17 protein-coding genes are annotated in these 25,595 nt (G+C 35.0%); 10 read left to right on the top strand and 7 right to left on the bottom strand.

Translation table 11 applies throughout. The annotated features are described in order from the left end of the window. The first annotated feature begins 12 nt into the window (after positions 1-12). From AC1Q7L_RS10545 to AC1Q7L_RS10535, 3 genes are all read left to right on the top strand, one after another. Positions 13-1,176, top strand: coding sequence for a THUMP domain-containing class I SAM-dependent RNA methyltransferase (locus AC1Q7L_RS10545; protein ID WP_492305937.1), 1,164 nt, complete (start codon positions 13-15; stop codon positions 1,174-1,176). A gap of 86 nt (positions 1,177-1,262) precedes the next feature. Next, a complete protein-coding gene (locus AC1Q7L_RS10540; RefSeq protein ID WP_492305936.1) occupies positions 1,263-1,661 on the top strand; it encodes a branched-chain amino acid ABC transporter substrate-binding protein in 399 nt (132 codons plus the stop codon). 86 nt (positions 1,662-1,747) lie between these two features. After that, positions 1,748-2,752: a glycosyltransferase family 2 protein gene (locus tag AC1Q7L_RS10535; protein ID WP_492305935.1), complete on the top strand. Its 1,005-nt coding sequence runs from the start codon at positions 1,748-1,750 to the stop codon at positions 2,750-2,752. A gap of 57 nt (positions 2,753-2,809) precedes the next feature. On the opposite strand, the gene AC1Q7L_RS10530 is transcribed toward AC1Q7L_RS10535, so the two are convergent. After that, positions 2,810-4,036, bottom strand: coding sequence for an aminotransferase class I/II-fold pyridoxal phosphate-dependent enzyme (locus AC1Q7L_RS10530; RefSeq protein ID WP_492305934.1), 1,227 nt, complete (start codon positions 4,034-4,036; stop codon positions 2,810-2,812). A 155-nt stretch (positions 4,037-4,191) separates the two neighbouring features. Here AC1Q7L_RS10530 and AC1Q7L_RS10525 point away from each other — a divergent pair, with 155 nt between their 5' ends. Further along, positions 4,192-4,650 (top strand): Lrp/AsnC family transcriptional regulator, encoded by a 459-nt coding sequence (locus tag AC1Q7L_RS10525; protein WP_492305933.1) that lies wholly within the window; start codon positions 4,192-4,194, stop codon positions 4,648-4,650. A 2-nt stretch (positions 4,651-4,652) separates the two neighbouring features. Here the strand turns inward: AC1Q7L_RS10525 and AC1Q7L_RS10520 are convergent, their stop codons facing one another. The 4 genes from AC1Q7L_RS10520 to AC1Q7L_RS10505 form a co-directional block, all read right to left on the bottom strand. After that, positions 4,653-5,132, bottom strand: a complete 480-nt coding sequence (locus tag AC1Q7L_RS10520) for a hypothetical protein (RefSeq protein ID WP_492305932.1) — start codon at positions 5,130-5,132, stop codon at positions 4,653-4,655. 16 nt (positions 5,133-5,148) lie between these two features. Then, entirely contained in the window at positions 5,149-6,180 is a 1,032-nt protein-coding gene (locus AC1Q7L_RS10515; protein WP_492305931.1) for a bestrophin family protein, read from the bottom strand. Positions 6,181-6,506: 326 nt separating this feature from the next. Beyond that, a complete protein-coding gene (locus tag AC1Q7L_RS10510; RefSeq protein ID WP_492305930.1) occupies positions 6,507-8,579 on the bottom strand; it encodes an alpha-ketoacid dehydrogenase subunit alpha/beta in 2,073 nt (690 codons plus the stop codon). Between the two features lie 75 nt (positions 8,580-8,654). Then, complete coding sequence (locus AC1Q7L_RS10505) at positions 8,655-10,769, bottom strand: S8 family peptidase (protein WP_492305929.1); 2,115 nt, start codon at positions 10,767-10,769, stop codon at positions 8,655-8,657. A gap of 293 nt (positions 10,770-11,062) precedes the next feature. On the opposite strand from AC1Q7L_RS10505, the gene dnaE reads away from it, so the two are divergent. The 4 genes from dnaE to AC1Q7L_RS10485 all read left to right on the top strand — a co-directional run bounded on the left by dnaE (position 11,063) and on the right by AC1Q7L_RS10485 (position 21,646). After that, entirely contained in the window at positions 11,063-15,730 is a 4,668-nt protein-coding gene (dnaE, locus tag AC1Q7L_RS10500) for a DNA polymerase III subunit alpha (protein WP_492305928.1), read from the top strand. Between the two features lie 342 nt (positions 15,731-16,072). Further along, positions 16,073-18,496 carry a fibronectin type III domain-containing protein gene (locus AC1Q7L_RS10495; protein ID WP_492305927.1) on the top strand — a complete coding sequence of 808 codons (2,424 nt, stop codon included), beginning with the start codon at positions 16,073-16,075 and terminating at the stop codon, positions 18,494-18,496. Between the two features lie 137 nt (positions 18,497-18,633). Continuing rightward, positions 18,634-20,598, top strand: a complete 1,965-nt coding sequence (locus tag AC1Q7L_RS10490) for a T9SS type A sorting domain-containing protein (protein ID WP_492305926.1) — start codon at positions 18,634-18,636, stop codon at positions 20,596-20,598. A 274-nt stretch (positions 20,599-20,872) separates the two neighbouring features. Then, on the top strand, positions 20,873-21,646 hold the full coding sequence (locus AC1Q7L_RS10485) for a choice-of-anchor J domain-containing protein (RefSeq protein WP_492305925.1): 774 nt from the start codon (positions 20,873-20,875) through the stop codon (positions 21,644-21,646). 59 nt (positions 21,647-21,705) lie between these two features. Here the strand turns inward: AC1Q7L_RS10485 and AC1Q7L_RS10480 are convergent, their stop codons facing one another. Beyond that, positions 21,706-21,864: a hypothetical protein gene (locus AC1Q7L_RS10480; RefSeq protein ID WP_410693764.1), complete on the bottom strand. Its 159-nt coding sequence runs from the start codon at positions 21,862-21,864 to the stop codon at positions 21,706-21,708. Positions 21,865-21,908: 44 nt separating this feature from the next. Further along, positions 21,909-22,736, bottom strand: coding sequence for an ion transporter (locus AC1Q7L_RS10475; RefSeq protein WP_410693763.1), 828 nt, complete (start codon positions 22,734-22,736; stop codon positions 21,909-21,911). A gap of 64 nt (positions 22,737-22,800) precedes the next feature. Here AC1Q7L_RS10475 and AC1Q7L_RS10470 point away from each other — a divergent pair, with 64 nt between their 5' ends. Together AC1Q7L_RS10470 and AC1Q7L_RS10465 are read left to right on the top strand one after the other, a co-directional pair. Continuing rightward, positions 22,801-23,898 (top strand): Nif3-like dinuclear metal center hexameric protein, encoded by a 1,098-nt coding sequence (locus tag AC1Q7L_RS10470; protein WP_492305924.1) that lies wholly within the window; start codon positions 22,801-22,803, stop codon positions 23,896-23,898. Between the two features lie 2 nt (positions 23,899-23,900). Beyond that, positions 23,901-24,680 carry a zinc ribbon domain-containing protein gene (locus tag AC1Q7L_RS10465; protein WP_410693761.1) on the top strand — a complete coding sequence of 260 codons (780 nt, stop codon included), beginning with the start codon at positions 23,901-23,903 and terminating at the stop codon, positions 24,678-24,680. Positions 24,681-25,595 lie beyond the last annotated feature (915 nt).

The following is a 25,595-nucleotide window of genomic DNA, read 5'->3' as shown; positions in this document are numbered from 1 at the left end:
AATTATAAAATTATGGATATAGAAAATCTAAAGATTCAGATCAAGACATTCTTCGGTCTGGAGCCGATCTTGGCGGAAGAGATCAAAAAATTAGGTGGGCGTAATGTCGAAATTAAAAATCGTGCAGTAAATTGTGAGGGAGATTTGGGTTTCCTTTATAAAATTAATTATTCTTCGAGAACAGCTTTAAAAATTTTAGTTCCTATTTTGGAATTTAAAGCTTTTAACCAGCATCAGTTTTACGATAAATTGTTTAAAGTGGATTGGGAGGATTTCATGGATGTAGATCAGTCTTTTGCGATTGATTCAACGGTGAATTCTGACACTTTTAAACATTCACAGTTTGTAACCTTGAAAATGAAAGACGCAATTGTTGATTATTTTCAGGAAAAAGTTAAAAAACGTCCGAATGTGGATTCTAAAAGTCCACAAATCAAGTTTCACCTTCACATTGACAGAGAATTGGTAACGATTTCTTTGGATTCTTCGGGTGATGCTTTATTTAAAAGAGGATACAGAAAAGAGCAGGGTGAAGCGCCAATCAATGAAGTTTTGGCAAGCGGAATGCTTCAATTAGCTGGTTGGGACGGAAAAGGGAACTTCCTGGATCCAATGTGTGGTTCTGGAACGCTTTTGATTGAAGCGGCAATGATCGCATTAGATCTTCCTGCACAGATTTTCAGAAAAAGATTTGCTTTCCAGAACTGGCAAAATTATGATTCTGATTTATTTGCAAGAATTAAAGAAGTAAGAATCGGTAGAATTAAAGAATTTACAGGTAAAATTGTAGGTTACGACATCGACGGAAGAATGTTGAGCGCTGCAATAACCAATATTGAAGCGGCAGAAATGGAAGATATCATTGAAGTGAAAAGACAAGATTTCTTTGAGACTAAAAAAGAACTTTTCCCTTTATTAATGGTATTTAATCCACCTTATGATGAGAGAATTTCCATTAATGATGATGATTTCTACAAAAAAATAGGAGATACTTTCAAAACACATTATCCGAATACATTGGCTTGGCTGATTTCTTCTGATTTAGAAGCTGTGAAGAAAGTTGGACTTCGACCTTCAAGAAAAATCAAACTTTTCAACGGAAAACTGGAAACAAGATTTTTACAATACGAAATGTACGAGGGAACGAAAAAAGTTCATAAACTTGAAAATCAATAAAAAATATTTAAATGAAACCTTCCAATTTTGGAGGGTTTTGTTTTATTTTGAAAATTTTATTTTTGCTTAAAATGTAAAACGAATATATGTCTTGGAATATTTTTGAAGTTGTGGAGTTTGTAGTTGATGCTTTGAGTCTTTTGAGTAGTGATTCATCAGAATCAAATTCTGGAACAGAAAAGCCTTTGAAACGTAAGAAATCCAAATATCTTGTAGAGCAGTTCAGTACGGCTTTTACATTGATAAGTTGTATTTTTCTTTTCTTCGTTTTTAAAGATCCTTTATTAGTTCAAAATCCTTTTCAAACTGTATGTATTGCCATTCTGATTGGTATGGTAATTACGTTTTTATGTTGTTTTGCTTTATATCTTTTAGAATCTTTCTACTTCAAAAGTTTCTTTTCAGTGCTGTTTTTCTGCACTTCCTTGATTTTATTGGGGACGGCTTCTGTTTTGTTCCTTTATTTAAGATCAGGATTGTTTTAATATATTCCTGCATTTTCCGTTCTATAATTTATTACAAAGAGTTTGCGAGTTCCTTTATGAATAATTAATTTTGAAAAATTTTCAATTTGAAACCTACAATTTCCATCGTCGTTGCTATTTTTAACCGAAAAGATGAGCTTTTTGAGTTATTAAATTCTCTTACCCAACAAACAGATAAAGATTTTGAGATCATTATCGTTGATGATGGTTCATTGATTGACCTTAAATCTACAATAAAGAATTTTGAAGAAATTTTAGACATTAAATATTTCAGAAAAGATAATTCGGGGCCTGGTTTATCGAGAAATTATGGAGCAAAAAGAGCAGAAAACGAATGGCTTGTTTTTGTCGACAGCGACGTGATCGTAGAGAAAAATTATATTGAAAATATAAAAAATGATATCGTAGAAATTCCATGTGATGCTTTTGGTGGAGCAGATAAAGCACACAAAGGCTTCAATTTAATGCAAAAAGCAATTTCGTATTCCATGACCTCTGTTTTTACAACGGGAGGAATTAGAGGAAGTAAGAAAGCAGTTTCAAAATTTCAACCGAGAAGCTTCAATATGGGCGTAAAGAAAGAAGTTTTCGAAAAAGTGGGCGGATTTTCTGAAATGAGAATCGGTGAAGATCCGGATTTATCAATGACACTTTGGGAAAACGGCTTTACCACTGCTTTTTTCGATAATATTGGGGTATATCATAAGCGTAGGGTAGACTTTGGGAAATTTTCAAAACAAGTCTATCAATTTGGTTGTGCAAGACCGATTCTTAATCAAAGGCATCCAAATTATGTAAAGATTTCTTTTGCTTTCCCGACCTTATTTTTATTAGGTTATATCTTCGGTTTCATAGAATATTTTCTTTTGAAAGAAAGAGTTGTTCTTACTTTTTATGGTTTCTATACCTTTTTAGTATTTTTCCATGCGTTGATTGTGACTAAAAACATAAGCATTGCCGGAATGGCGGTTATTTCAACCTATATTCAAATGTTTTCTTACGGATACGGATTTTTAAAATCATGGTTTTTATTAAATGTTATGAGAATGAAACCAGAAGACGTTTTCCCGAAACATTTTCATCAAAAATAATATTTAAACGGAAAAAAAATAAAAGCTGTCGAAATTCAACAGCTTTTACAACAATAATTAGTATATAGAGATGGTTTCATGGTTGAGAACGCCTGTTTTTTGCATGCATTCCTTCATCTTTTCGTAGGTTCGTGCGATGTCGTGATCCAGTCCTATTGAGAATCTGATCAGTCCATCGGAAATTCCCATTTCAGCACGTTCCTCTTCCGGAATTTCAGAAGAAGTTGAGCTTCCTGAGCATGAGAATAAAGTTTTATAAAAGCCTAAACTTACCGCCAGATAACCTAAGTTTTCCTGTTGCATCAGTTCCATCAGCTCGTTGGCTTTTTCTGTAGTTCCTGCGTCTAAGGTCAATAATCCTCCGAATCCGTACTCTTCGTGCATCATGCTTTTCATTAATTCATGATTTTTGTGAGATTTCAGACCGGGATAAACGACTCTTAATCCGTCTTTTTCAAATCTTTCGGCCAGATACATTGCGTTGTAGCTGTGCTGTTTTATTCTGATATGTAAGGTTCTTAAATTCTTTAAAATACTTGCAGATCTGAAGCTGTCCATTGTTGGACCAAGCAACATGCAAGCTCCGTTATTTACATTTTTTGTATCATTGATAAACTCTTGAGTTCCGCAATAAACGCCTCCGACAGTATCACTGCTTCCGTTGATGAATTTTGTCAAACTGTGAATAACGATATCTGCTCCAAGCAATGTTGGTGAAATTGAAAGAGGAGAGAAGGTATTATCAACAATCAATTTTAGATTGTATTTTTTACAGATCTCAGAAAGTCTTCTCAAGTCGGCAACTTCAAGAAGCGGATTGCTCACACTTTCGCAATAAATAACCTTTGTATTGGGTTGAATAGAAGCTTCAAGAGCTTCGAAATTATTAATATCTAAAAATGTAGTTTCAATATGAAAAGGAGGAAGAAAATTTTTCAGGAAAGCGTACGTTCCACCGTAAATTGTTCTGCTCGAAATAATATGATCCCCACTTTTACAAACCTGCATCAAAACAGAAGTAACGGCGCCCATTCCGGAAGCTGTAACGTTGGCTGCTTCTGTGTTTTCAAGTTTTGCCAAGGCTTGAGCCAAATAAAGATTCATTGGGGATGAATGTCTTGAATATAAATAGCAACCTTCTGCATTTCCTTCGAAAGTATCGAACATCGTTTTTGCAGAAAGAAAAGTATACGTTGAACTGTCTGAAATCGATGGATTTACTCCACCAAATTCACCAAAATATTGTAAATCCTGTATTTCATTTGCTGCGTTAAAGTCTTTCATGATGTTTTCGATTTTGTTGGGCTAAAAATGAATTAATTCCAGAATTATTACAACTGAATTTTAAAATATTAGAATATAAAACTGTTAAATTTAATTTAAACCGAAAAAATGTTTGTTATATTTGATTAATATAAACTTTTGCCAAAAATATATCTATGACGTTTGATGAAATTGATAAAAAACTACTTCTTTTCTTACAGGAAGATGCTAAACAAACCACCAAAGAGCTTTCTTACAAGCTTGGTCTGTCGGTAACGGCTGTTTATGAACGAATTAAAAAGCTTGAAAATTCGGGTGTAATTTCAAAATATGTAGCGATTCTTGACCGGAATAAAATTAACAGAGATTTTATTATTTTATGTCATGTAAAATTAAGTCAGCACAAAAAAGAATACGTTCTTCAATTTGAACGTGAGGTTATGAATTTACAGGAAGTCACAGAGTGTTTTCATGTAAGCGGAGATTACGATTATATCCTTAAAATCGGTGTTAAAGACATGACGGATTACCGTAATTTTATGTTGACCAAATTAACTACTTTACAGCATATTGCGAGTACTCACAGTTCTTTTATGATCTCTGAGGTGAAAAATACGACGGCGATTGTTTTGTAAATCTACTGTTTTTCTATCCAGCGAAATTCATCTCCTTTTGTACTCCACTGAAATTTCCACATATCACCTGTTTCATCATTTACGAGATAAAATTGGTACATACTTGTAAGAGGTTGGATTGTAAATTTATTACTTTCAGTATTTGAAAGTTCTTGAGGATTTATTATCCAAGATGATATATATTCAGTTCCTTTTACACTATATTGACATTGCCAAAGTTTCCCAGAAGACTGGTCTAGGAGTATATAAGTCCAAATATTTGTTGTTTTATGTAATCTATATCTATTTGGCTTATCATTATTTGACATAATTGCTTCCTTAATTAAAAATGTCTGTCCATCATCTTGAATTTGGTAGACCTCGCCAGTCTTAGTGTTAAGTTTTAATTGATTATGTATATTATCTGTTTGATAAAACTTATAAGTTTGAGAACTTATTTTTAAACTTGTAAATATCATAAAGAAGGTTATTAATTTTTGCATAACTAAAATGTTATTTTTAAACCAAAACTCCGTTTTTAGATGAAATAGGATCAGGAAGGTCTGTTTCTCCCGTCATTTGTAAAAGGTCGATCTCGATCGTTCTGCAAATAGAAAGCATCGGAACATCAAACATCAATCCTGCAAACGGATTTTCGGAATAATCTCCCACTAATTCCATGATAATGTATATCCAACCGATGGTGATGCAAAAAGGAATGGAAGTCCAGATTCCCCAATCGCCCAATTTGGCAAATTCATTAACCAAACCTAATGGAAGCAAAAGAATAAAAAGAATATTGAAAACGAATGCTGTACTTGCAAATTGCCTTGGTGACGGAAATTTTTTGATTCTTTCTGCCTGTCCCTGAAAATTATAAAATTCATTTAAAGAATTTTGCAATTGAACTTGGTTGAATTCAGAAATGACTTTATCATTTTTTAATTCGTTGATCTCTTTTGCCTGTTTTGAAATCAAGAAAGTCGCAAAATTTTTATAATCAGACTGTAGTTCAAATTCTTCTTCTGAAAGATATTTATGCAGGAAAATCGGCGTTCTTCCGTAATCGGGAAAGCCAGCTTTGATCAACCTGTTACGTTTATGATCAACATTTTTAAAACTTTCATCTTCATGACTGATGTGCTCCCATTCTGTAGGAACCAAAAGCTGTTCACGGAAAGCGTAAAGCCATGCAATATGACGATACACGATTTTTTTTCTTCGATCTTCGAGATCAAAACTGCCTATTTCTTCATTTTTAGTATCAAAAGCATAGATCATCGAAGCAAATGATCGGCTTGAATTCACAATTCCTCCCCAGATTTTTCGGGCTTCCCAAAGTCTGTCGTAGGCCTGATTATTTTTAAAACCAACCAAAAATGCTTCCGCAGTACCGATCAACGCAACCGGAACCCACGGAATGGTCATCCATTGCCAATTGAAAAAATAGAAAAGAACGGCGATCAATGTACACCAGACCGAAATCCAAATCAAATGATGACCGGATAAATTTAAGACCTGTTTGTAATTGACATATTTGGTAGTAATCATCTGTGCGAATTTTTAATGTGGAGGAAATAAGGTTAACAAAATAAATACCAATTTAAATTTAAGATAAGTTTTTTAATTAAACTTATTATTTTAACCACAAAAGTCACAAAAGATTAACGTTGATAATTCAAGCTTAAGTAAGAACACATGAGTTTTCAAAAAAATATTTAATTTTTATTCTTTTGTAATCTTTATATTTTCATAATAGCTCATCTTTAAATAGCCCAATAATAGCTTTTGTATCTTTTGTGGTTAAATTTTATAGGCTTTAAAATAAATTAAGGCATAAAAAAACCTCTAAAAATTTAGAGGTTCTGTTGTTATGTTTAGTTTTTTAACATTTCTTCGATTTTCGCAGCTAATTTCTCCGCATTTGGAAGCATTTCTTTTTCCAATATTAAGTTGATCGGAACGGCTGGTGTATCAAGAGATCCCATCGTTTCTACCGGAGCATCCAGATATTTGAAACAGTTTTTAGAAATACGATGTGCAAAGGCTTCTGCAAATGAATTATTTAACTGCTCTTCTGTTAAGACGATACATTTTCCGTGAGCTTTTACTCTTTCGAAAACCAACTCTTCATCTAATGGAATTAACGTTCTTAAGTCGATCACTTCAACTTTTCCATTGAAGTTTTTCGCGGCTTCTTTAGCCCAGTAAACTCCCATTCCATAAGTGACAACTAATAAACTTCTGCCTTTTTCAACTTCATTTTTATCAGCTTCGATAATGATTTTCCCTTTTCCGAAAGGTAGGATATAATCTTCTGCCGGTTCTATTGTTTTTGCATCTTCCGTTCCCGGAACTTTGCTCCAATATAATCCTTTATGTTCAAGCATTACAACGGGATTCGGATCGTAATAAGCTGCTTTTAATAAACCTTTAAAATCGGCTGCGTTACTTGGATAAGCGATTTTTATTCCTTTAATATTCGCTAAAATACTTTCAACGCTTCCACTGTGGTAAGGTCCGCCACCACCGTAAGCTCCGATTGGAACTCTGATGATATTGCTTACTGGAAATTTTCCGTTGCTTAAATAGTTTGATTTTGAGATTTCAGTAATTAACTGATTGATTCCCGGATAAATATAATCTGCAAACTGAACCTCAACAATTGGTTTTAAACCAACTGCACTCATTCCTGTTGTAGAACCAATAATATAAGCTTCCTGAATGGCTGTGTTGAAAACTCTTTTGCTTCCGAATTTCTTACCTAAAGTCACCGTTTCACGGAAAACTCCACCGATTCTTTCACCAACATCCTGTCCGTACAATAAAGCTTCAGGATGTTTCCACATGATCTCTTGGATCGCATGAATAGCGGCGTCAACCATTACAATTTTTTCGCCACCTGCTGGCTCACGGGTTCCAACTTCCTCTGTAATTGGAGTTGGTGCGAAAATATGTTGCATTACAGTTTCAGGCTTCGGATCTTCAGCATTTTGAGCTCTTTGGAAGGCTTCTTCGGCTTCTAATCTTGCCTTTTTTGTAATTTGTTTTAATAATTCTTCGTCAGCGCCAGATTCAAGTAATTGATTTCTAAGAATTTCTCCCGGATCTTTTGCTCTGTGCTTTGTTAAATCTTCTTCATCTCTATAGAATTCTCTTCTAACTCCTGAAGTATGGTGACCGATTAAAACTGTTTTTGCACAAACAACTAAAGGTTTTCTTTCAGTTCTTACAAAATCAACTGCTTTTTTCATCACTTCGAAGCTTTCCGTGAAATCTGTTCCGTCAACCCTCATTCTGCTTAAGCCAGTGAATCCAGCTACGAAATCGTACGCATCACAAGTTCTTGCTTCTTCTTTAGTTACGGAAATTCCCCATTCATTATCCTGAACCAAGAAAATGATTGGAAGTTGGTGTAAAGCTGCAAATTGTAAAGCTTCACTTACTTCACCTTCAGTCACAGAATTATCTCCAAGGCTACAAACTACGACAGGATTGTTTTCAAATTGTTGTAATTCGAAATCCTGAATATATTTAATACCTTGAGCAACTCCGGTTGTCGGAATAGTCTGCATTCCTGTTGCAGAACTTTGATGAATAATTTTTGGCATATTTTCATCCCTGCTCGAAGGGTGAGAATAATATGATCTACCTCCTGAAAAAGGGTCGTCAGCTTTTGCCAATAATTGTAGCATCAATTGGTAGGGCTCAAAACCAATCCCAAGAAGGATACTTTCGTCTCTGTAATAAGGAGAAACCCAGTCTTCTTTTTTTAATTGATATGCTGTTGCAAGTTGAATAGCTTCATGACCTCTAGAGGTACTATGAACGTATTTACAGATGTTTCTGTTTTCTTCATAAATGTCGGCCATTGCTTTCGCAAGCATCATATGGTTGTAAGCCTTTAGCAAAATATCCTGAGAAACTTTTTCGTGAAGTGTATTTTCCATAGGAAGCAAATATACATAAAAAAACAAAACACTAACAAGTGTTAGTGTTTTGTAGTAATCTATTTATTGTATTGATTATTCTTTGATAACTTTTTTAGAAATTACGTCTTTATCAGTTTTCACTTCAATGATGTAAATTCCTTTAGTGTAAGAAGAAATATCGATTGCTTCTTTGTCGCTATTAATTACGCCATTTTGTAATCTTTTACCAGATAGATCGTAAATAGTGAAAGTAGATTTTTTAGGAGCTTTCAATACGTTTACGATATCTTTAGTAATTGTTGGAGCGATTGCAATACCACTGTCTTTAACAGTTTCGCCAGTTGCTAAAACTTGTTGTGAATATCCTGTAACGATGATAGAGTAGTTTTGAGGAGTGGCTGCACCTGCATTATTTACTAAAGTTCCTTTATTACCGATTTCAATTCTGTAGTCTCTACCTAGAACCGGAGCGTCAATTACAACTTGTTCTACATTATCAACTGTATTATCTCCTTTTGTAGCCGGAGCTGTTGGAGCTAATGCATTTAGTTTCCAAGGCTGGTAAATTGTACCTGTTACTGTGTCTACAATTCTTAGATCTAAGTCATTTACTAATCTTGAAGATCTGTTGTTGTAAGCTTGTGCCCATGTTAGGTTAGCAGGAACAACATATTCAGGATCAATCCATGAAATTGTAACTTTTAATGGCTCAGTACCAGAAGCAGTAACTTTTTTCATGTTAGGAGTACCACTCGTTAATGTTTCATTGTTGAAAATAACAGTGTTGTTAGATTTTCCAACTAATATTTCAGCACCTTTTTTAGCGTTAATATATCCCCATCCAAACAATGCATCCGGACCAATGTTTCCAGCTTCAGAAGCTGAGTGAACCATTAATGTTTTTGCACTTGCAGCATTTAATATTTGATTACTGAAAAGATCTTTGTTGATTTGAGTCCACAAACCGATAACTCCTGTTACTACCGGAGCAGAATAAGAAGTCCCACTTCCGTAGCTATATGTTACACTTCCTGTAGTGTTTTCTGCCGTCGCTGCAGAGAATACATTAGTTCCTGTAGTAGAAATATCCGGTTTAATTCCTCCGTCATCTCTTGGTCCTGCACTACTGTAGTCAGAATGAACAACATCAGAAGCTGTAGTATATTTAAAGTTATTGGTAGAGATAACATCTGTAGCACCAACCACGATAATGTTTTTTGCTAAAGATCCTGGTCCAATACAATCAGCTCCATTGCTACAGTTTGTTGTAGGAAGTGTATCTGTTGCAGCGAATTGAACTAAAGTATTTGTGTCATCAGTATAATATTTTGGAAAAGCTGCTGTTCCTGGGTAATCTGGTCCGTAACCGAAATAATTACCAGAAGATTTTACAATAATATATGAAGGGTTGTTATATACAATCTGATCATAGCTCTGATCGTTGCTAAAATAAGTCCCCTGTAAATCCATAGCAGTAGTAGGAGTGTCAAAAACACCGCCCCATACCCATGCATTAGTACCACTAACTGTTTTTAGATCCCATCCAACATTACTTCCGTAAGAGTGGTTAGATAGGTTAGGCTGAGCTACAAGTATTTTTTGAAATACAGTACTTGTTGCAGTATTTCCAGGTAATGTCGTCGTTGCAAACCTGTAAGAATCCATTGTAGAATTTATAGCGATTCCTTTAATATCACCACTAAGACCACCTCCACTTATAGCAATACTTTTACCACCAATAAAACTAGCCACACCAGTTGAGTGCGCACTGTATATGTTAGTAGCTGCTTCTTTATTTGTAATTCTTCCTGCAATATTATTGAAAGCAGTGTGTGCTGCATAAACTCTACCACCGTCAAAAATAGTGTAGTTAATACCTTCACCATTATAAGCATTAGTTAATCCACTTACTCCGCCTGCAGTGTTAAGATTGTCAGCATTGGCATTAGCAACTTGTCTAACATCCTCATTTTGATAAAAATAAGGTTTACCATTTGGTGTAAATCCGGCTAAGTTACTTCTCTGCTCTTCAATTTCTTTTAAAGTTTCCGGCGACCTGTTTGTTCCGTAATGCTTTGAAACATAAGAGTCAAACTTTGCAGTATTCTCTTTGTTTTGTTTTTCAAACTCTCTTTTTAATCCTTCATTGTTTTGCGCACTTAATAATGTAATTGCCAAAGTGCCGACCAAAAGTAAATGTTTCTTCATAACTTTTTAGTAAATTTTTAAAAACGGTATATCAAGCAAATGTATATAAAATTATTTGTTTGGATTCATTTTATATGAATTAATTTGAAAATAATATTGTTAGGTTTTGAAAACACTCAAAATACCATAAAATTATATCATTCTAATAATTAGAGCTTAAATGAGAAATGTTTAAAATTTATTTGTTTAATTGTTATTTGATTAATTAAATGTCATTGCCCAAATGATTTAAATTTTCAAAAAAATGAAGTAACTTTACATTCTCTTTTTTTAATAAAAGCTAGAAAAATTACATGTATTTAGTTTTTGACACAGAAACCACAGGTTTACCAAAGAATTTCAACGCACCACTCTCAGATTCAGACAACTGGCCAAGAATGGTTCAGATCGCATGGCAATTACATGACGATAATGGAGTTTTAATTGAAAACCAGGATTATATAATAAAGCCAGAAGGTTACGATATACCATTTAACGCCGCGAGAATTCACGGTATTACAACAAAAATTGCTAATGAAGAAGGTCGTGATCTACAGGAGATCCTAGAAGAATTTTCTAAAGTTTTAGATCGAGTAAGAGTAGTTTCAGGCCACAATGTTGAGTTCGATTACAATATTGTCGGGGCAGAGCTATTCAGAAAAAATATAAAAGACAATCTTCAGGAAAAGCCAAAAGCGGATACCATGATTTTAGGGACAAACTTTTGTCAGCTTGGAGGTGGCCGTGGAGGAAGATTCAAACCTCCGAAATTGGAGGAGCTTTACGAAAAACTTTACGGAAATAAATTCGATGAAGCCCACAATGCTGCAGCCGACGTAAATGCAACGGCTCAGGTTTTCTTCGAGATGATGAGAATCGGGATCATTCCTGCTGAGATTCTGAAAACTTCTGAGGATCAATTGGCGTATTTTAAAACGTTATATCCCGACCCTATAAAACCTTTCGGAATTGTTATCAGAAGGCAGGTTGCGGATTTCAATAATAAGAAAAAGCAGAGTGACGTTGGAAGTATTGATGATATTGATCTTGGAAGATATTTCAATTTTGATAATCACAGTGTTTTCTCAACGTTGATGGCGACTTCGAGTATCTCAGATTTAATTAAAAAAGCCTCTGACGATAATTTCCCTGCCGTTGGAATGGTGGATATCGGAAATATGATGGGTGCTTTCAAATTTGTTTCGGCAGTTGAAGGAGCCAATGGCGACCGAGCAAAAAAGCATAAAGAATATCTAGCAAAAAAACAGGAAGCAGAAGAAAACGGAACAGAATTTAATGAAGATGAACCTGTTTCTGAGCCTTTAATCCCTGTTGTTGGCTGTGAATTTTATATTTCAGACCGTTACGAACAGAAACAATTTACCAAGGATGATCCCGACAGAAGAACGCAAGTTGTTCTTTTAGCTAAAGATTTTGACGGATATAAAAATTTAGCAAAACTTTCAAGTATAGGATTTTTAAAAGGATTTTATTTTGGAGTTCCGAGGATCAGCCGAGAGTTGATTGCTCAATATAAAGAAGGACTAATTGCCCTGACTTCCGGAATCAACGGAGATATTCCCGATGCAATTTTAAATACAGGGGAACAAAAAGGGGAGGAGCTTTTCAAATGGTGGAAAGAAACTTTTGAGGATGATTTTTATGTTCAGATTCAAAACCATAATCTTCCAGAAGAAGAGCACTTAAATGACGTTTTATTACATTTTGCAGATAAATATGATGTTAAAATTTTAGCTCAAAACGAAACTTATTATACGGATAAAGACGATTCTAATATTCAGGATATTGTAAGCTGTATCAAAGATGGAGAAAAACAAACAACGCCTGTAGGGAAAGGTTTTGGTAAGAGAAGAGGTCTTGTTTCAGGAGAGTATTTTATTAAAAATTCTCATGAAATAAAAGAAGCTTTCTTGAATTATCCTGATGCTTTTGATGCCTATGAAGAATTTACGGCAAAATTTAAACCTTATACCTTAAAAAGAGACGTTTTACTTCCTAAATTTGATATTCCTGAAGAATTTATTCATGCGGAAGATGATATTGATGGCGGAAAGCGTGGTGAAATGGCGTATTTAACGCATCTAACTTACGAAGGAGCAAGAAAAAGATATGCTGACACAGGAATTACAGACGAAATTAAGGAACGTCTTGATTTTGAGCTTGAAGTTGTTGCCAATACAGGTTATCCCGGTTACTTTTTGATTGTACAGGATTTCTGTAACGAAGCCCGGAAAATGGGAGTTTGGGTTGGTCCAGGACGTGGTTCGGCGGCAGGATCTGCCGTTGCATATTGTACGGGAATTACCAATGTTGACCCTATTAAATACGATTTGCTATTTGAGAGATTTTTGAATCCGGAAAGGATTTCGATGCCCGATATTGATATTGATTTTGATGATGAAGGTCGAGACAAGATCATTAAATGGGTAGTTGAAAAATACGGTAAAAATCAGGTAGCACAGATTATCACTTATTCAGTTTTAGGTGGAAAATCTGCTATTAAAGATGCGGGAAGGGTTTTAGACCTTTCAATTCCTGATACGATTAATATTGCTAAACTTATTCCTTCCACACCAGGAATGAATATTGCGAAAGCTTTAGCAAAATACGATAAATTAAAACCTGAGGATCAGATGCTTGTCGATGAGATGAGATATGTTCTGGACAGTCCTGAAGATCCCCGTTTTGATGTGCTTGCGAGTGCAAAAAAAATGGAAGGATGTATCAGAAATACAGGGATTCACGCTTGTGGAGTTATTATTACGCCGGAAGATGTGAGTAATCTGGTTCCGGTGACGATTGCGGCTAAAGATGCTGATATTTTGGTTTCTCAGTTCGATAACTCGGTGGCAGAAAGTGCCGGACTTCTGAAAATGGACTTCTTGGGGCTTCGTACTTTAACGATCATTAGAGATGCTTTAAGGCTGATTAAAGAAAGACATAATGTTGATATCGATCCGGATACAATTCCGCTTGATGACACGAAAACATATCAATTATTTAAAGAAGGAAGAACGGTCGGGATTTTCCAATATGAAAGTCCGGGGATGCAAAAATACATGAGGGAGCTTAAGCCGACGGTTTTTGCCGATCTTATTGCCATGAACGCCCTTTACCGTCCGGGTCCTATTAAATATATCCCGAACTTTATCAACAGAAAGCACGGAATTGAAGAAATTGTTTACGATTTACCCGAAACCGAAGAATATTTAAAAGAAACTTACGGAATTACCGTTTATCAGGAGCAGGTAATGCTTCTGTCTCAAAAATTGGCCAACTTTACAAAAGGTGAAGCTGATACATTGAGAAAAGCTATGGGTAAAAAGCAGATCGATGTATTGAATAAAATGTACCCGAAATTCATCGAAGGTGGTAAGAAAAACAACCTTGCTGAAGATCCGTTAAATAAAATCTGGAATGACTGGAAAGCCTTCGCAGAATATGCCTTCAACAAATCTCACTCTACCTGTTATGCCTTAATTGCATATCATACAGCTTATTTGAAAGCAAATTACCCCGCAGAATACATGGCGAGTGTAATGAGTAACAACATCAACAATACGGAATCGATTACCATGTTCATGGAAGATTGTAAAAGTATTGGGGTAGACGTTTTAGGGCCTGATGTTAATGAATCTCAATATAAGTTCTCAGTAAACGAAAAAGGACAGATCCGTTTCGGGTTGGGAGCGATTAAAGGTATCGGAGAAGGCCCGAGTGAGGGAATTACAAGAGAAAAAGCCAACGGAAGATTTAAAAATATTTATGATTTCTTTGAAAGGATCTTACCTTCTCAAATGAATAAAAGAGTTGCGGAAAGTTTAGTATTGGCCGGAGCTTTTGACGAATTGGATTCTTTCCACCGTGGTCAGTATTTCGATATTGATATGGCTGGAAGAACAAATTTGGAAAGGTTAATAAGATACGGACAAAGCTTCCAGGAAGGTAAAAACGAGATGGAACATTCTCTTTTTGCTGATTTTGCGGATGAAGTTCAGATTGAACAGCCAAAATTAGCACCTTGCCCGGAATGGCCGAACATGCACAAGCTTAATAAAGAAAAAGAAATCATCGGTTTCTATCTTTCTGCGCACCCTTTGGATGAATTTAAATATCATTATCAATTTATGCAGGGACAGCTTTCTAAAAAAACGGTTTTAGAAAAGGATGAAGAGGAAAAAGTTGTAGCAGAAGTCGTTCCGATTCTTGAAAAAGATACTGTTGATGAGGTCGCAGATCTTATAGAAATTGTTTCTGATGAATTATCTATCGGTGAAGAGGAAATTATAGAAGAAGTGACCAAAAAAGCCGAGCCAAAAGGTAATTTTTCATTCTTAAATCTTGATGAGGTTGATGCTTACAAAGAGCAGGCTTTTGCCAATAAAGGAGAAGAATTATTTGAGGAAAAGAAAAAAGACTGGAAAACTTTACAAAAAGAAAGAGAAAACGGAGGTGCCGGAAAAGAATACACGGTTGCCGGTTTGATCACGGAATATGTAGTAAAAGATGGTTTTAAAAGTGGTGAAAAAGTAGCTTTTGTTACATTGGAAGACTATTCAGGATCGTACTCATTCAGGTTGGGGGACAGAGATTATATGCGTTTGAAAGAGAAGCTTGAAGTACAGCGTTTTGTTATATTTAAAATAAAGTTTGCTCAGGTAAAAGACGGACGTGTTTTCGTGAATGTAAACGATGTAATCGAACTTCAAGAGGCCTTCGAAAGATTTGCAAAAAGTATTTCGCTGGTGATGGATGTGATGGATTTCAGACCTGAAGATCTTGATTTTTTCAGAACAGTGCTTGATAGAAACAAAGGAGATCAGAAGTTGAAATTTTTCATTAAAAATATTGAGGATGATTCTCATTTAGAATTACAATCTATGAAACATTCGGTGGATCTCAACGGTGATTTGATAAAAGAAATACAGTTACTCAACAAATATGAGTTTTATCTCAACTAATTTGAATAAAAATAGAGTTAAAAAAGTGGCGTAAGTCACTTTTTTTGTTTAAAAATATCCACTTATTTAATTATTTAAGAAAATTTTAATAATTAATATTTTTCACTTTATCCGATTTTGTTTGATTAAAAAATATCTCCACTTTTTTCGTTAACTATTTGGTAATTAATAATTAATAAATAATTCATATAATGAGGATAATTTTAATTAGTTCAAATGTTTGTTTAATTATTGATAATGAATTAGTTAAATTACTTTTCTTAATGTAAAAATTTATGATATTTTTTGATATTAATTGAATTAATTTTCTACATTTACCCTCTAATTTTTATTTTACTACGTATGAAAAAACTTTTACTCGCGTGCTTAATGGCTTTTGGGATAGGAGCCTCCGCACAAACAAACATTGCCAGTTATTCCTTTAATAAAAGTACAGGTGTAGCATATACGCCAATTACTGCTGGAACAAAAGTATTTCCGTCAGGGACGAATACAACATATGATGATGAGGTATCATCTGCTATTACACTGTCATCACCTTTCACTTTTGGTGGGGTTGCAGTTACTACTGTTTATATTAGCTCAAACGGATTTATAACTTTTGGAGCTGCACCATCGTCAACAAGTTATACACCTTTGTCAACTTTGGGATCGACTACCGGAGCAATTTCTGCTTTTGGACAGGATGGAGGTTTCTCATCTTCAGATACTACACAGCCAACAGGTACACATGAGGTTAGATATCAGGATACAGGAACTGAATTCGTTGTTCAGTGGCAGGATCACGCAAATTATGATAACAGAGCTACGGAAAGGCTTAATTTTCAAATTCGTTTGAATTATGCAACAGGTGCAATTAACATCGTTTATGGAAACTGTACAGATCCTGGAACTGTTTCAACTAGCAAAACTCCACAAGTTGGGATTAGAGGAAACAGCACAACTTTCGCTACCAATGTAAGTCCGCTTGCAATTGGTAATGTACCGGCAGGAACAACTTGTGACTGGTCTAAAGCTGTTACAGGGAATGCAAATTCAACCAATTTACTTTTCTCTGGTAGTACGAATGCGAATGTTAAAATTCCGAACGGATTACAATATACTTGGACTCCGGGTACTCAATTACCGGTAAGAACTTTTGCTGCTACTACTGCAGTTACAAATGGTGGTGCAACTGTAAACTGGACAGCTCCAACAGGTGCTACAACTTATAATGTTCAATATAGAGCTTTAGGAAGCTGTGATTGGACTAACTTTAGTGGTAACCCGGTTTCAGCAGCTACTGCATCAATTACAGGTTTATCTCAAAACACTACTTATCAGGTTCAGGTTCAAGCTTTAAATGGTACTGCTCAGGCAATGTATTCTCATATACCAAATCTTGCAGGATCTGGTAGTGGATATGCTGCAGCAGGATCTTTTACAACTTTAGCTAACTGTTCTAGTACTGTTACAGGTCTTGCTTCATCTGCATTAACACCGGATACAGCAACGATCAGCTGGACAGCTTCTACAACTCCTCCTGCTAACGGATATGAATATTACTACAGTACATCATCTACTGCTCCTGTATCTACTACAACACCATCAGGCGTAACTGCAGCAGGTGTTGTTACAACAAACTTATCAGCATTAACTCCTGCTACGCAGTATTATTACTGGGTAAGAACAAACTGTAATGGTATAGATAAAGGTGTTTGGTCTAGCTCTGCAAACTTTACAACATTAAGCCTTTGTCCTACAGTTACATCTCCTGGAGCTGGTGAAGGTGGGGTAAGTACTACTCCTACAATAACTTGGACTGCTGTAAACGGTGCAACAGGTTATAAAGTAAAAGTTGGAACTACTTCTGGAGGAAATGATATAGCTGATGTAACCTTAGGCGGTGCAGCAACAAGCTATACACTTGCAACAACGTTAATCAATTCTACAACTTATTATTATTCTGTAACTGCGAATACTGCTACAACGGCAGCTCCGGTTACACCTTGTACGGTAAGAACGTTCCAAACAGCGTGTAATGCAACCAATGTACCTTATGCTTTAGATTTTGAAGGCGTAACGATTCCTGCATTGCCTGGTTGTTCTAGCGCAATTAACCCGGGAACTGGAAATATTTGGACATCAGAAGCGGGATACGCTCCATTTAATACTACAGGAAAAGTATTAAGATATAAATGGAATTCTTCTGCAGCAGCAAATACTTGGTTCTTTACTCAAGGTCTTAATTTAACGGCTGGTACATCTTATACAATCAGATATAAATATGCAAATAGTGGAACTACTTTTGCAGAAAGATTAAAAGTTGCTTACGGAACTTCTGCTAATGTAGCTGGAATGACTAATCCTATTGCGGATTATCCTAATATTGTTGATGGAGTAATACATTCAGAATCTATTACTTTCACACCTGCTACTTCTGGAGTTTATTATTTCGGATTCCAGGCTTACTCAATTGCTGATAGATTCTATTTAATGGTGGATGATATTAGTATTGATTTAACATCAAACTTAGCAACGACTGAAGTAAAAGGTACTAAAAATGATATTAAAGTATATCCAAATCCTTTCGCTGATGATCTTACTATTTCAGATATCTCTAAAGTGAAGTCTGTTTTAGTAACTGATATTTCTGGAAGATTGGTTAAAACGATCAGCAATCCAAGTTCTACTCTTCATTTAGGAGATTTAAACTCAGGAATGTATCTGGTAACTTTAGAAATGAAAGACGGTACAAAACAAACGATTAAAACAATTAAGAAGTAAATTTCATAACCTATAATTAATTGTATAACGGCTAAATTTTTTAGCCGTTATTTTTTTTAGTTAAATATTAGATTTTAGAGTGTGATATGAAGGTATTATTATTAATTTAGTGGCAAATCAGCAAAATACATTCGTTTATGACAAAATTTTTACTTTCATGTTTATTAATGATAAGCATGACGCTTAATGCCCAGATCAATTTGGGTACAGGAAGTACCGATGTTGGAGTCGCTCCAATAAGCACCTATTTTGGATATTCTTACGTTCAGCAAATTTTCACGAAACAGGAAATTAATGCGAATGCGGCAGGAAATATTACAGGGCTCAAGTTTTATCTTGATCCTACAATGTCGATCGCCAGCTCTTCAGATTGGGTGGTTTATTTAGGTCAAACTGCAAAAACTTCATTTGCTACAGAATCAGACTGGATTCCTGCCGGTCAGTTAACACAGGTGTTCTCCGGAACCGTAACCAACACAAATGGAGTAGTGGAAATTACTTTTGCCACACCATTTCCTTACAACAATACCAGCAATTTGGTAGTTGCAGCTGAGGAAAACTCTGGAGGTTATGATTCTAATGATTATGATGAAGTGATGTATGTTTATCCTTCAGCTCCAAATTCTACCTTGTATTTTAGAGATGATAATGTAAATCCGGATCCTTTTTCTCCATCAGACGGGAACTTGGAACCTTATAAATCTGTGATTACATTTAATGGATTAACTCCAAGCCCTATTCCGGCTTGTCCATTGGTAACATATCCTGGAAATAATTCTATTTTTATTCCATTATCTCCTACAATTACATGGAATAACACATCGGGAGCTACAGGATATAAAATTTCTATCGGTACAACTCCTGGAGGAACAGATATTGTTAATCAGCAATCAGTAGCTGTAAACAGTTTTACGGTTCCAACAGCTCTTAATTCAGGTGTTAATTATTATGTAAAAGTTGTAGCTGTAAGTGGAGCAGGGGAATCCTCAGGCTGTTCTGATACGATGTTTACAACAGTGCCTCCACCACCGGCAAACAACGAATGCTCGGCAGCAGTTGCTTTAACTGTAAATACTGATCTAAATTGTGGCGCTGTAACTTCAGGATATACATTGGGTGCTACAGATTCAGGTTTAATTCCTGACCCTTGTTATGGTAATCCGGATGATGATGTTTGGTTTAAATTTGTTGCTACGGCTACCTCTCATAGAGTTTCGCTTTCCAATATTGTTTCTGTAGGCTCAGATGATGATACAGATACCTATTTCCAGGTATTTGATGGATCTTGTGGATCATTAAATAGTATTTTATGCTCAGATAATACTACATCTACAGTTTCAGGACTTACTGTGGGAGGAACTTATTATGTAAGAGTATACAGTTATTATGGTGCAGGAAGTAACCAAAGTTTTGATATCTGTGTCGGAACATTTCCACCGCCACCAGCTAATGATGAGTGCTCCGGAGCATTACAGGCAACTACTTTCCCATATAATTATACACAATCTGACGGAGAAGGTGCTACTAATAATGCAGGATACGTTACAGCTTGTTCTAGTAGTATGAATGACGGTACATGGTTCTCATTTTCAGGTAATGGTAATGCACATGTTATTACGGTAACAATGCCTTCAGGAAGCAATTTTGATCCTGCAATTGGTGTTTATTCAGGTACTTGTGGTAATTTGGTTTGTGTAGATCGTGTTGATAATAGCGGACAGGGTGGTACAGAAACTATTTCGATACCAACAGTTGCCGGCGATAAATATTTTGTGAATGTAGGATATTACAGCGGTTTCTCAGATGAACCTGAAGGAACATTTAATATTAATATTACTAACGGAACATTAGGAACTTCTGAAGTTGCCGGAGCTAAAAACGGTATTAAAGTATATCCGAATCCTTTCACAGATGTAGTTAACATTTCAGATGTTTCTAAAGTGAAATCTGTCATTATTTCTGACATGTCTGGAAGATTAGTGAAAACTATTGATAATCCGGGGGCAGTTATTCATTTAGGAGAATTAAAATCCGGACTCTATTTGATAACGCTCACACTGAAAGATGGTTCAAAACAAACGATTAAAACTATTAAGAAATAATTAAATTTTGTAGAATAATTTAAAGGCGACCAATTTGGTTGCCTTTTTTTATTGAAAAAAATATATTTATTTAAATTCTGGATGCGGCTGAATAGTTGTTGATTATTTATTAATAATAAAATGAAAATTTAATAAATAATCAATTTTTTGATTAAATAATTAGACTATTGCTTTAACGTTTATTCACGCGGAGGTGTACTATTTTCCCATTTTTTTTTTGAAAAGATTTAGGATCTTCCTAACATTGCCCTATTAATATTTAAATAATTTACAAATGAAAAAACTTTTATTTCTTCTTTTAGGTTTACCAGTGGTAAGCTTTGGACAATGGACCGAAAATTTTGATGCAGGAACTACCTTGCCTGCTGGTTGGGCAGTAGTAAATACTGATGGTGGAAATACTTGGATTTTTAATGTGCCAGGCTCTGGTGCGGCACAATCTGGAGCAAATGTAGCTACTATTACTTACGATGCAACAGCACATGATGATCATTTAATTACAAAAGCAATCAACGTACAGGCGGGAATTAGTGATAGAATTTCATTCTACATTAAATCTAGAACTGATGTTTTCCCGGAAAATTATGAAGTTTTGCTTTCTACAACCAACCAAACGGCTGCTGCATTTACAACTGTACTTCAGGCTACACAGCAAGCACCAGATACTTGGACTCAGAAAACATTTAATTTATCATCTTATGTAGGGCAGACTGTATATATTTCTATTCATGCTACAGATACAGATCAGTTCCAATTATATGCAGATACATTTGTAGTAGATGGAATACCAACTCTAGGAACTTCTGAGATTTCAGGAGCTAAACAAGGTATTAAAGTATATCCAAATCCTTTCGCAGAAGTGTTGAATATCTCAGATATAAACAATGTAAAATCTGTTTCTGTATCTGATGTTTCAGGAAGATTGGTTAAAACGATTGATAAACCTGCTTCTACTCTTAATTTAGGAGAATTAAAATCAGGATTGTATTTAGTAACATTAAATATGAAAGACGGTTCTAAACAAACCATCAAAGCAATTAAAAAATAATTACAATTAATTCAAATAAAAACGAGACGGCTATTAAGTCGTCTCGTTTTATGTTTAGATTATTTGTCTGGAACAGGTTGTATATCACCCGTATTCATATGTTCAAAAACTGTCGGGAAAAACATCACGAGGATAAAATAAATAATGATCATTAATACAATTAAAGCAAAAAGAATAATTACTAAACTGCTTGGCTTGTTTTTCTTTTTTGGTTCCATGATTTTGCGGTATTTTGGTTAATAGAATAAACTTATAAAAAGTATTAAGCTAATTTCTTGCCACACTGCTTGCAATACCTTGCATCATCATCAATATCTTCATTTCCGCACCTTTCGCATATCTTTTCAAGATTCTGTCTTTTGTTTCTCATTTCGGCAGTTACAATCCCTGTAGGAACTGCAATAATGGAATAACCTGCCAACATCAGAATAACAGCAAAAAATTTACCCATGGGTGTAATCGGGGAAACATCACCATAACCAACTGTTGTCACCGTAACCACTGCCCAATAAATAGATTGCGGAATAGTTTCAAATCCAGGTCTTCCGCCTTCCACCATAAACATCAGAGAACCAACGATCACCGAAAAAATAATTAAAAATAAAAGGAATATATATATCTTTCTTGAACTGTTTTTTAAAGCTCTCACAATAACAGTTCCGTCATTCATAAAATCAAGAAGATTGAAAACTCTGAAAACCCTCAACATTCTCAACATTCTGAAAATCAGGAAATATTTCGTCACTGGAAAGAAAAAACTCAAATAAAACGGAACCAAAGCCAAAAAATCAATAATTCCGAAAAAACTGAAAACATATTGTTTTTTATTTTTTACAACAGCAATTCTGCTAAAATATTCAGCCGAAAAAAATATAGAAATGATCCATTCAAGAATAATAAAGGTATAATGAAACTTTTTATCAAGTTTAGGTACACTTTCCATCATAATGATGAAGGTGCTTACAAGAATTAGGGATAATAAAATAATGTCGAATAATTTTCCGAGTTTGGTATCAGAACGGTAAATAATTCGGTAAAGATGCCTTTTCCAGAGCGCGTCTCCGGGAACTAGGTTGTGCTCTCTTTCCATTTTTTTAATGCTTTTTTTAAATTAACAAATAATCGTTATTTTCGTAGCAAACATACAGAATAAAATGACAATAAGTGAAGTAATTTCTAAAATAGAAACACGTATTCCGTTGCAGCAGGCAGAAGATTTTGATAATGTTGGATTGCTGTGTGGAATTCCGACCCGTAACGTAAGCGGAATTTTAGTTTGTCACGATGCCTTGGAAAACGTTATAGATGAAGCAATTGAGAGAAATTGTAATCTTGTTGTATGTTTTCATCCTATTATTTTTTCAGGATTAAAATCTTTGACAGGAAAAAATTATGTGGAAAGAGCAGTTTTAAAGGCGATCGAAAATAAAATTGCCATTTATGCCATTCACACCGCCTGGGATAACGATTTTTTTGGAGTAAATGCAGGAATTTGTAATCATTTAGGCTTAAAAAACCTGAAAATTCTTCAACCCAAGAAAAATAATTTAAAACAATTAACGGTTTTCGTTCCCAAAGAACATTCAGAACAGGTAAAAGAAGCACTTTTCTCAGCAGGAGCAGGGAATATAGGCTTTTACGACGAATGCAGCTTCACAATTCCCGGAAATGGAACGTTCAGACCAATTGAAGGTTCAAATCCGTTTTCAGGACAGCAAAATATCCGTGAAAATACCGATGAAAATATGATTTCGGTCATTTTTGAAGGTTATAAACAAGGTCAGATTCTTTCCGCTATGAAATCTGCACATCCATATGAAGAAGTTGCTCATCAGATCTATAATTTAGATAATGAAAACCAACATTCAGGCTTAGGAATGTACGGAGAATTCGATGAAGAGATGGATGAAAAGGACTTTTTGAAATTTGTGAAAGAAAAATTTAACCTTGAAATCATTAAACATTCAGATTTTAATAATAAAAAAATAAAAAGAGTAGGAGTGTTGGGTGGTTCCGGCGCAAGTGGAATAAAATCTGCCCTATCCAAGAAATGCGACGCCTATCTTACGGGAGATATCAAATACCACGACTATTTCCTGGCAGAATCCAAAATGCTGATTTGCGATATAGGTCATTATGAATCAGAGCAATTCGTTACTCAACAATTATTTGAAATTTTGTCACAAAAATTCACTACATTTGCAATTTCGAAATCTAACGAAAAAACAAACCCAGTAAATTATTTCCTTTAGATATGGCAACAAAGACCAACGATATTTCAGTTGAAGAGAAGTTAAGAGCTTTATACGATTTACAGATCATAGATTCAAGATTGGATGAAATCCGAAATACAAGAGGAGAATTGCCAATTGAGGTTGAAGATCTTGAAATCGAGATTGAAGGACTTGAAAAAAGAGCTGAAAAATTTCACGCTGATATCAAAGATCAGGACGATCAGATCAAAACCAAGCATGAAGTGATAAACCATGCAAAAGCTTTAATTGATAAATACAAGTCTCAACAAGACAACGTAAGAAACAATAAAGAGTTTGAAGCATTAGGAAAAGAAATGGAATTCCAAGATCTTGAAATTCAGCTTGCTGAAAAAAGAATCAAAGAATTCGGAGTTAAAATTGCTCACAAAAACGAAACTTTAAGTGAACTGAATACAAAAATCAGTAATCTTAAGAACCACTTAAAATTCAAAAAAGAAGAATTGGATGGTCTTATTTCTGAAACTCAGAAAGAAGAAGACTATTTGATCGAGCAGTCAAAAGAATACGCAGGTAAAATCGACGAGAGATTACTGGCTTCTTATACTAGAATCAGAACAAGTTCTCCTACCGGTTTGGCAGTTGTAGGATTAGAAAGAGGAGCTCCGAAAGGATCATTCTTCACTATTCCACCTCAAAAGCAAATGGAGATCGCTCAGAGAAAGAAAATTATTATTGATGAGCACTCAGGGAAAATCCTTGTAGATGACGAGTTAGTAATTGAAGAAACTGAAAGAATGAGAACTGTAATTAAATTCTAATTATAGATTTTAATCACTTCTGAAAGTTCTATTCAGATAAAATTAAACTACCAAGCCGGAGCAAAGACATTTTGCTCTGGCTTTTTTATTTCCTAAATTGTCATTGCGAGAAGCGCAGCGCCGAAGCAATCTCAAATACAAATCCTTTCCAACCCTCAAACCCTCCCACTTAAGAATCCTTAGGAGCTTCATCCGGCTTTCCACTCTATCTTTTTGGTGACGGCCTCCGCTTCATTCCGGCCGCCCCAAAAAAGGATGCTGCTCCAATCCGGGCTAGGGTATTGTGTGTTGTTATTGCTATTTTCTTTTAATAGAATTTTTTCTCAGACATTAATCATTTATCAATCCACATTCTATTTTCTTTCCCCAATCCTAAAATTGATCTATAAATCTATAGGCTCCTCCTCTCAAATCCTCCCACACTAAACCCTAATTTTAAGATCTGTGCAAATCTGTGAAAATCTGTGGGAAATAAAAAAGCATTTCTCAAGCATAGCCTCTCACGACTTCCAACCTGTTAGGTTTTCAAAACCTAACAGGTTTATTTACGCATTTCCGATAGTATACCTTATATATAGTATATCCATTATATAAAAGGAAATCCTTTCAATTCCCATTACAAGCTCCAAAACCCTCCCAAACGCCCATTCCCACACCTTTCAAAAAGATAATCGAATATTGTGGATAACTGCGGGATATTTCATAAATATAATTATATCAATAAATTACAGTTAAAATTTTTCCACAATAGGAGTTTTATACGAACATTATGTTAAATAGATTTGGAGTGGTAGGGTATAATGGAGTACTTTTGCCCCACTGAAAAACGAGATGTGGATCGGTAGCGCAGAAGGAAGTAACAGAGTATAAAGACTACGAAACAGATTACAACAAACATTAAAATTTTTATTAAAT

This window comes from Chryseobacterium sp. GW823-FHT05E08 (genome assembly GCF_058795655.1).
The sequence above is the reverse complement of the archived record's forward strand: the minus strand, read 5'-3'. Positions and strand labels throughout refer to the sequence as shown.